Origin of the sequence: Pseudomonas sp. JH-2, assembly GCF_036231725.1 — a bacterium.
Taxonomy (GTDB): Bacteria; Pseudomonadota; Gammaproteobacteria; order Pseudomonadales; family Pseudomonadaceae; genus Pseudomonas; species Pseudomonas delhiensis.
This window is the reverse complement of record NZ_JAZAQP010000034.1, coordinates 61665-69599: the sequence shown is the minus strand read 5'-3', so window position 1 is coordinate 69599 and position 7935 is coordinate 61665. Positions and strand designations below refer to the sequence as shown.

Sequence of the window (7935 nt, the reverse complement as noted above, 5' to 3'; positions counted from 1 at the left end):
CAGGGGCAGTACTTCGACGCGGAGACGGGGCTGCACTACAACACCTTCCGCTACTACGATCCGGTGGTGGGGCGGTTCCTGACGCAAGATCCGATTGGATTATATGGCGGAATAAATCTGTTCAGGTTCTCGCCAAATCCATATATGTGGATCGATCCTTTAGGCTTGACTATGGAGTGGGTCGATCCAAGGACGATAAATTTTTCTCAGCGTACCATTTCTAGAAATAACTATGCTGAAATTATGAAGAGCGGGGGATGGGATTGGGAAAGATCTCCATTGCATGTTATTGATGTTGATGGTCAGTTGGTTTCTTATGATAATAGGCGGTTGGATGCTGCCTTAGAGGCTGACTTGAAGAAAGTTTCGATTATCAAGGAGAGTCCTGATGCCCCGCATCCGGATTCGGCAACAGGAAAGACTTGGAAGGAAAAGTTTCAGCAGAGATTTAATGATCGAAGAAATATAAGGGCAGGTGGTCCGGTCCCTCGTCAAGGTGTTAGAACAAGACCAACGGTATGCTGATAAAAATGAAAAATATTATCGAACTTTGGAGTAATGAAGAACTCCCAATAAAAGATGGGGTGTATTTTTCTAATGGTAAATCATTTTCAATTTCAATTTTGGCATATCCTGCACCTCACATATGTTCTCGAGGTTGGTTTGATTTCGAAGAATATTTCAAGGGGAATCAAGAGGAAGTAACATCTATAGATGTTACTAAGAGGGTAGTATTGAAAGGCGGTGCGTGTTGTTATGTGGGGGAGGGTAGCTATGGTTCAGAAGGATTTATAGCTTATGAGAATAATCATAAGCTCCTTGAATGGGTGGTTTACTCTGAGAGCTCCAACCCATTTATCGATATTAAGGAGGGCGGAGCTAATGCTCTGGTGGCAGAGTCAAGTGCAGGTTTCAAGATAAAGATAAGTATATCAAATCCGGAGGAGATGGAGGTGGTAAGCCCTGATGCTGTCGGGTAAAGATACATTAGAGGTTGCGTGCTTTAGATGGGGGAATGTTCTCGCGGCTTCGCACTTCATGGGGCCAAGAACGGTATAAATTTTTCCTCTGCTAAGGCCGCTACCTCCTAAGGCCTCAACATCAAGGCCTTCGCCGCATCTTGCGGCGCTCGTGGGGCCGGGCTCTTGCCCTTGAGGTACCAGGCGAAGGCGATGATTTCCGCCAGGGTGCGGTACAGCTGCTCGGGGATGGCGTCGCCCAGTTCCAGGCGGGCCAGCAGGCGTACCAGTTCGCCGTTCTCGTAGATCGGCACTTCGTGCTGGCGGGCGATGGCCAGGATGGCCTCGGCCAGTTCGGCGTCGCCCTTGGCGCTGAGGGTGGGGGTGTTCTGGCCGTCGTAGTTGAGGGCGATGGCCTGGCGCGGCGCTGTCTGTTTGTTCATGCCTTTTCATCCACCCAGCGTTGTTCCAGTGCGGTGCGCCGGCCTTGCGGTGCCCGGCCCTGGTGGCAGCACAGTTCGCGCACGGTGAAGCCGGCGTCCTGAAGGCGCTCGCGCAGGTGGCCGAGTTCGCGTTCCAGCAGGCTCGCGGTGCTTTCGCGCTCGGCCCAGAACTGGCTGCTCAGGCCCAGGGGCGCGAGGGTCGCCTGGACCTGCAGCGGCCCCAGCGGGTCGAGGTCGAAGGCCAGGTCGATGCGCCACAGGCTTTCCCGCGGCTGTTCGCTGTCCTGGGATTCGCGCCTGTCCTCGTGCTGGATGCGGACCTGCAGCGGCACCAGCGCATCCTCGGTGCGCATGGGTACTTCCATCTGCCAGGTCTGCAACTGGCCGCCGCCGCGCAGCGGCTCGCTCTGCACCAGGCTGCTCAGCTGGTGCGTCTGCAGCCGCGCCACGGCGGCCGCGGCCAGTTTCAGCAGGGATTCCAGGTCGCCTTCCTCTTCCAGCTTCTGCAGCGTGCGCGAGGGCAGCGGGAAGTCCGCCTGCTGCAGGCGCGGGCTGCCGTTCTGGTTGAGCGCGCCCAGGGCGTTGCGGACGAAGGCCGGCAGGCTGCTGGCCAGGTTGGCGGCGGTGCTGTTGGCGAGGTTCGCCAGCAGGTTGGGGGCGGCACTGCCTTGCTCGGCGGGCAGCAGTTGGCCGAGCAGGCGCAGGACGTTGGCCTTGAAGTCGCCCGGCAGCGGCGGCAGGCCCTGCAGCAGGCGCGCCTCGAGGAAGCCGCCGCTCTGTTGCAGGGCCTGGGCCAGGCCCTTGGCGTCGCTGAGCTGCTGCACGCCGGGCAGCCCGGCGAGCAGGCGGTCCACGGCGCCGCGCAGGGCAGGGGGCAGGTCGCCGGGCTTGAGCGCCTGCAGCGCGTCCAGCAGCCCCTCGGTGGAGGATTGGCGGACCTGCTGGGTGCCCAGCTGGTTGTTCAGTTCGAGGCGGTCCAGGCGCCCGGCCAGCGGCAGGAAGAGCAGGGCGCGGCTGTCCTGGACCTGGGCGCTGAGCAGGCTGCCGGCCTTCAGCGGGCGGGCCGAGTCGATGTCCAGCAGGCGCCCGGCCAGGGGGCCGCCGAGCAGGCTGAGCAGCACCCGGTAGCTGGCCGGTTGCGCCGGGGTGCCGCCCTGGGGCGTGCTGGACAGCACCTTGCCCTGCAGCAGGCTGCCCACCGGCAGCTGTTCCAGGTCGAGGCTGTCCAGCGGCGGCAGGTCGCCCAGCGCTTGCTGGGCGCCGGACAGCAGGGTGGCAACCAGGCTGGTGGCGCCGAGGGCGGAAACGTTCAGGGTGCTGCCCTGGGGCAGGGCCTGCGGGCTCTCGGCGGTGACCAGCGTCTGCTGGCCGCCGGCCAGGGTCAGGCGCAGCAGCAACTGGAAACTGACAGCCGCCTGCTTGACGCCCAGCACCTCGGCCTGGGCGCTCTGCCCCGGCGGCAGCAGGTCGCCCAGGCTGCGGGCGAGCCTGAGCGACAGCTCCCCGGCGTTCTGCACGGAACGGCTGGCCAGGGGCATGGGGAGCGGGCGGGAAGCGCCAATCTCGCTCGGCATCTGCGTCCTTCGGGGCTTGCGGCGCATCGTCGCGGGGGCGGCGAAAGCCTGGGAAGCCTTAACAAGCTGTCGAAATTGCCGGCGCCGGGGCCGGAAGCGGGCGTGTATAATGCGCCGCCCGTGGCCACTATAGCGGCCTGCGATGCACCGACTTTAGCCTGATTTCGATTTTCCCGATGGGTGCCGATGCCTTGACCAGCCCGCTTCTCGAAACCGTGGCGCTCGCCTGCGAGCGGGACTGGCGCATGCTCTTCGAGCGCCTGGACCTGCGCCTGGCCGCCGGCGAGATGCTGCAGGTGGCCGGCCCCAACGGCAGCGGCAAGACCAGCCTGCTGCGCCTGCTCTGCGGGCTGATGCAGCCCACCGCCGGGCAGGTGCGCCTGAACGGCCGGCCGCTGGAGGAACAGCGCGGCGAGCTGGCGCGCAACCTGCTGTGGATCGGCCATGCCGCCGGCATCAAGGGCCTGCTCAGCGCCGAGGAGAACCTCGCCTGGCTCTGCGCCCTGCACCAGCCGGCGGACCACGCGTCGATCTGGCGCGCCCTGGAGGCGGTCGGCCTGCGCGGCTTCGAGGACGTGCCCTGCCACACCCTGTCCGCCGGCCAGCAGCGCCGCGTGGCCCTGGCGCGCCTGTACCTGGACGCGCCGCCGCTGTGGATCCTCGACGAACCCTTCACCGCCCTCGACAAGCAGGGCGTGGCCCAGCTCGAGGAGCACCTGGCGCGGCATTGCGAGAGCGGCGGCCTGGTGGTGCTCACCACCCACCACACGCTGGCGCGCATGCCCGCCGGCTACCGTGCCCTGGACCTCGGCCAGCACGCCCGCGAGACAGCGGGGGAGGGCGCATGAGCAACGTCTTCGGCCTGCTCCTGGCGCGCGAGGCGCGCCTGCAGTTCCGCCGCCCGGCGGAGCTGGCCAACCCGCTGGTGTTCTTCGCCATCGTCATCGCCCTGTTCCCCCTGGCCGTCGGCCCGGAAAGCCAGATGCTGCAGAACCTCTCGCCGGGCCTGGTGTGGGTGGCGGCGCTGCTGGCGGTGCTGCTGTCGCTGGACGGCCTGTTCCGCAGCGATTTCGAGGACGGTTCCCTGGAACAGTGGGTCCTTTCGTCGCACCCCCTGCCTCTTCTGGTCCTGGCCAAGGTGCTGGCACACTGGCTCGTTTCGGGGCTGGCCCTGGTCCTGCTGTCGCCGCTGCTGGCCCTGATGCTGGGTTTGCCGGTACGCTGCCTGCCGGTATTGCTGCTCTCGCTGCTGCTCGGCACCCCGGTGCTCAGCCTGCTCGGCGCGGTCGGCGCGGCGCTGACCGTGGGCCTCAAGCGCGGGGGGCTGCTGCTGGCGCTGCTGATCCTGCCGCTCTACATCCCCGTACTGATCCTTGGCAGCGGTGCCCTCCAGGCCTCGCTGCAGGGGCTGCCGACCGCCGGGCACCTGCTCTGGTTGGCCAGCCTGACGGCGTTAGCATTGACGTTGACGCCCTTCGCCATCGCTGCCGGCCTGAAGATCAGCGTGGGCGAATGACGCCTGCCGGCGCCGCTGGAGCGGGGCCGGCACTAGAAAAAAGTGCCCTGACACACAGAGCCTGATGATGAACTGGACTTGGTTTCACAAGCTTGGGTCGCCCAAGTGGTTCTACGAGATCAGCGGACGCTGGCTGCCCTGGTTCGCCGTCGCCGCGGCGTTGCTGATGGCCGTCGGCCTCGTCTGGGGGCTGGCCTTCGCGCCGCCGGACTACCAGCAGGGCAACAGCTTCCGGATCATCTACATCCACGTGCCGGCGGCCTTCCTCGCCCAGTCGTGCTACGTGATGCTGGCGGTGGCCGGCGCCATCGGCCTGATCTGGAAGATGAAGATCGCCGACGTCGCCGTGCAGTGCGCCGCGCCCATCGGCGCCTGGATGACCTTCGTCGCCCTGGTCACCGGGGCCATCTGGGGCAAGCCGACCTGGGGCGCCTGGTGGGTGTGGGACGCGCGCCTGACCTCGATGCTGATCCTGCTGTTCCTCTATTTCGGCGTCATCGCCCTCGGCCAGGCCATCGGCAACCGCGACAGCGCGGCCAAGGCCAGCGCCGTGCTGGCCATCGTCGGGGTGGTCAACATCCCGATCATCAAGTTCTCGGTGGAGTGGTGGAACACCCTGCACCAGCCGGCCACCTTCACCCTCACCGAGAAGCCGCCGATGCCGCCGGAGATGTGGATCCCGCTGCTGCTGATGGTGCTCGGCTTCTACTGCTTCTTCGCCGCCGTGCTGCTGATGCGCATGCGCCTGGAAGTGCTCAAGCGCGAAGCCCGCGCGTCCTGGGTCAAGGCTGAGGTGGAGCGCGCGTCATGAGTTTCCATTCCTTCGGCGAATTCCTCGCCATGGGCCACCACGGCCCCTATGTGTGGTCGGCCTACGCCATCAGCCTGGTGGTGCTGGCGATCAACGTCGCCGCGCCCATCCTGGCGCGCAGGCGTTACCTGCAAGAAGAGGCGCGCCGTCTGCGCCGGGAGGCCAGCAAGTGAATCCGGTTCGCAAGAAACGCCTGTACATCGTCCTCGCCATCGTCGCCGGCGTCGGCGTCGCGGTGGCCCTGGCGCTGTCCGCGCTGCAGCAGAACATCAACCTGTTCTACACGCCGACGCAGATCGCCAACGGCGAAGCGCCGCACGACACCCGCATCCGCGCCGGCGGCATGGTCGAGAAGGGCTCGCTGAAGCGCTCGGCCGACTCCCTGGACGTGGAGTTCGTGGTCACCGACTTCGCCAGGGAGGTCACGGTGAAGTACCGCGGCATCCTGCCGGACCTGTTCCGCGAGGGGCAGGGCATAGTCGCCCTCGGCAAGCTCGACGAGAATGGCGTGCTGACCGCCGACGAGGTGCTGGCCAAGCACGACGAGAAATACATGCCGCCGGAAGTCACCAAGGCGCTGAAGGACAGCGGCAAGCTCGGTGAATACCAGCAGGGCGGCCAGCCCGGCGCCGCGGTGCAGGGGAGCAACTGACGATGATCCCGGAACTCGGCCACCTGTCGTTGATCCTGGCGCTGTGCATGGCGCTGGTGATGTCCTTCTTCCCCCTGGTCGGCGCCTGGCGCGGCGACCGCCAGTGGATGAGCCTGGCGCGCCCGGCGGCCTGGGGGCAGTTCGCCTTCCTGGCGTTCGCCTTCGCCTGCCTGACCTGGGCCTTCCTCCACGACGACTTCTCCGTGGCCTACGTGGCCAGCAACTCCAACAGCGCGCTGCCCTGGTACTACAAGGCCAGCGCCGTGTGGGGCGCCCACGAGGGCTCGCTGCTGCTCTGGGCGCTGATCCTCGGCGGCTGGACCTTCGCCGTGTCAATCTTCTCCCGCGAGCTGCCCGAGCCCATGCTGGCGCGGGTACTGGCGGTGATGGGGATGATCAGCACCGGTTTCCTGCTGTTCCTGATCATCACCTCCAACCCCTTCAGCCGCCTGCTGCCGCAGGTGCCGGCCGACGGCAACGACCTCAACCCGCTGCTGCAGGACCCGGGCCTGATCATCCACCCGCCGATGCTCTACATGGGCTACGTCGGCTTCTCGGTGGCCTTCGCCTTCGCCATCGCCGCGCTGCTCGGCGGCCGCCTCGACGCGGCCTGGGCGCGCTGGTCGCGGCCCTGGACCCTGGTGGCCTGGACCTTCCTCGGCATCGGCATCGTGCTCGGCTCCTGGTGGGCCTACTACGAGCTGGGCTGGGGCGGCTGGTGGTTCTGGGACCCGGTGGAGAACGCCTCCTTCATGCCCTGGCTGGTGGGCACCGCGCTGATCCACTCGCTGGCGGTGACCGAGAAGCGCGGGGTGTTCAAGAGCTGGACGGTGCTGCTGGCCATCGCCGCCTTCTCCCTCAGCCTGCTGGGCACCTTCCTGGTCCGCTCCGGGGTGCTGACCTCGGTGCACGCCTTCGCCTCGGACCCCGAGCGCGGGGTGTTCATCCTGGCCTTCCTGCTGGTGGTGGTCGGTGGCTCGCTGACGCTGTTCGCCCTGCGCGCGCCGGTGGTCAAGAGCCAGGTCGGCTTCGCCCTGTGGTCCCGCGAGACCCTGCTGCTGCTGAACAACGTGGTGCTGGTGGTGACCGCCGCGATGATCCTGCTCGGCACCCTCTACCCGCTGGTGCTCGACGCCATCAGCGGCGCCAAGCTGTCGGTCGGCCCGCCGTACTTCAACGCCCTGTTCATGCCGCTGATGGCGGTGCTGATGCTGGCCCTGACGGTGGGCGTGCTGGTGCGCTGGAAGGACACCCCGACGCAGTGGCTGCTGCGCATGCTGACCCCGGTGCTGATCGGCGCCGTGGTGCTCGGCGGCGTCGCCACCTTCCTCTACGGCGACCTGCACTGGCCGGTGCTGGCGGTGTTCCTGCTGGCCTTCTGGGTGATCCTCGGCGGCGTCCGCGACTTCCTCGACAAGGTCCGCCACAAGGGCCTGGTGGCCGGTGCCGCCAGCCTCAACCGCAGCTACTGGGGCATGCAGGTGGCCCACCTGGGCATCGCCGTGTGCGCCATCGGCGTGGTCCTCACCAGCCAGTTCAGCGCCCAGCGCGACCTGCGCATGGCCCCGGGCGAGAGCGTGGAGCTGGCCGGCTACCAGTTCGCCTTCGAAGGCACCCATCACTTCGAGGGCCCGAACTTCACCTCCGACAAGGGCACCATCCGCGTCACCCGCGACGGTAGCGAAGTGGCGGTGCTGCACCCGGAGAAGCGCCTGTACCGCGTGCAGAGCTCGATGATGACCGAGGCCGGCATCCATGGCAGCCTGACCCGCGACCTCTACGTCGCCCTGGGCGAGCCGCTGGACAACGGCGCCTGGGCCGTGCGCCTGCACATCAAGCCGTTCGTCCGCTTCATCTGGCTCGGCGGCCTGCTCACCGCCCTGGGCGGCGTGCTGGCGGCGCTGGACCGGCGCTACCGGCTGAAAGTCAAAACCAAGGTGCGCGAGGCGCTGGGCCTCGCCGCCGGACAGGGAGCCTGAG

The 7935-nt window shown here is 66.4% G+C and carries 10 protein-coding genes; 8 read left to right on the top strand and 2 right to left on the bottom strand.

The window, feature by feature from the left end:
• Together VV867_RS21515 and VV867_RS21510 are read left to right on the top strand one after the other, a co-directional pair.
• On the top strand, window positions 1–525 hold a 525-nt coding region (locus VV867_RS21515), incomplete at its 5' end, for an RHS repeat-associated core domain-containing protein (RefSeq protein ID WP_328567514.1).
• Window positions 519–980 carry a hypothetical protein gene (locus VV867_RS21510; RefSeq protein WP_218281414.1) on the top strand — a complete coding sequence of 154 codons (462 nt, stop codon included), beginning with the start codon at window positions 519–521 and terminating at the stop codon, window positions 978–980. The genes VV867_RS21515 and VV867_RS21510, both read left to right, overlap by 7 nt.
• A 107-nt stretch (window positions 981–1087) precedes the next feature.
• Here the strand turns inward: VV867_RS21510 and VV867_RS21505 are convergent, their stop codons facing one another.
• On the bottom strand, window positions 1088–1402 hold the full coding sequence (locus VV867_RS21505) for an EscU/YscU/HrcU family type III secretion system export apparatus switch protein (protein ID WP_089392709.1): 315 nt from the start codon (window positions 1400–1402) through the stop codon (window positions 1088–1090).
• Window positions 1399–2976, bottom strand: coding sequence for a flagellar hook-length control protein FliK (gene fliK, locus VV867_RS21500; protein ID WP_328567513.1), 1578 nt, complete (start codon window positions 2974–2976; stop codon window positions 1399–1401). The genes VV867_RS21505 and fliK overlap by 4 nt, the downstream gene beginning before the upstream one ends.
• 176 nt (window positions 2977–3152) lie before the next feature.
• Here fliK and ccmA point away from each other — a divergent pair, with 176 nt between their 5' ends.
• The 6 genes from ccmA to VV867_RS21470 all read left to right on the top strand — a co-directional run bounded on the left by ccmA (window position 3153) and on the right by VV867_RS21470 (window position 7934).
• On the top strand, window positions 3153–3824 hold the full coding sequence (gene ccmA / locus VV867_RS21495; protein ID WP_328567512.1) for a cytochrome c biogenesis heme-transporting ATPase CcmA: 672 nt from the start codon (window positions 3153–3155) through the stop codon (window positions 3822–3824).
• Window positions 3821–4492: a heme exporter protein CcmB gene (gene ccmB / locus VV867_RS21490; protein WP_089392706.1), complete on the top strand. Its 672-nt coding sequence runs from the start codon at window positions 3821–3823 to the stop codon at window positions 4490–4492. The genes ccmA and ccmB overlap by 4 nt, the downstream gene beginning before the upstream one ends.
• Window positions 4493–4556: 64 nt before the next feature.
• A complete protein-coding gene (locus tag VV867_RS21485; RefSeq protein WP_328567511.1) occupies window positions 4557–5303 on the top strand; it encodes a heme ABC transporter permease in 747 nt (248 codons plus the stop codon).
• Window positions 5300–5476, top strand: a complete 177-nt coding sequence (gene ccmD, locus VV867_RS21480) for a heme exporter protein CcmD (RefSeq protein ID WP_109933768.1) — start codon at window positions 5300–5302, stop codon at window positions 5474–5476. The genes VV867_RS21485 and ccmD overlap by 4 nt, the downstream gene beginning before the upstream one ends.
• The gene (gene ccmE / locus VV867_RS21475; RefSeq protein WP_109933767.1) at window positions 5473–5955 is read left to right on the top strand and encodes a cytochrome c maturation protein CcmE; all 483 of its coding nucleotides are present in this window, start codon (window positions 5473–5475) and stop codon (window positions 5953–5955) included. Before ccmD ends, ccmE begins: the two co-directional genes overlap by 4 nt.
• 2 nt (window positions 5956–5957) lie before the next feature.
• Complete coding sequence (locus VV867_RS21470; protein ID WP_109933766.1) at window positions 5958–7934, top strand: heme lyase CcmF/NrfE family subunit; 1977 nt, start codon at window positions 5958–5960, stop codon at window positions 7932–7934.
• The last annotated feature ends 1 nt before the right edge of the window (window position 7935 follow it).

Excerpts from the sequence above, each read along its gene's own strand:
- VV867_RS21510 (WP_218281414.1), top strand. The coding sequence starts at position 519 with ATGCTGATAAAAATGAAAAATATTATCGAACTTTGGAGTAATGAAGAA.
- VV867_RS21505 (WP_089392709.1), bottom strand. The coding sequence starts at position 1,402 with ATGAACAAACAGACAGCGCCGCGCCAGGCCATCGCCCTCAACTACGAC.
- fliK (WP_328567513.1), bottom strand. The coding sequence starts at position 2,976 with ATGCCGAGCGAGATTGGCGCTTCCCGCCCGCTCCCCATGCCCCTGGCC.
- ccmA (WP_328567512.1), top strand. The coding sequence starts at position 3,153 with ATGGGTGCCGATGCCTTGACCAGCCCGCTTCTCGAAACCGTGGCGCTC.
- ccmB (WP_089392706.1), top strand. The coding sequence starts at position 3,821 with ATGAGCAACGTCTTCGGCCTGCTCCTGGCGCGCGAGGCGCGCCTGCAG.
- VV867_RS21485 (WP_328567511.1), top strand. The coding sequence starts at position 4,557 with ATGATGAACTGGACTTGGTTTCACAAGCTTGGGTCGCCCAAGTGGTTC.
- ccmD (WP_109933768.1), top strand. The coding sequence starts at position 5,300 with ATGAGTTTCCATTCCTTCGGCGAATTCCTCGCCATGGGCCACCACGGC.
- VV867_RS21470 (WP_109933766.1), top strand. The coding sequence starts at position 5,958 with ATGATCCCGGAACTCGGCCACCTGTCGTTGATCCTGGCGCTGTGCATG.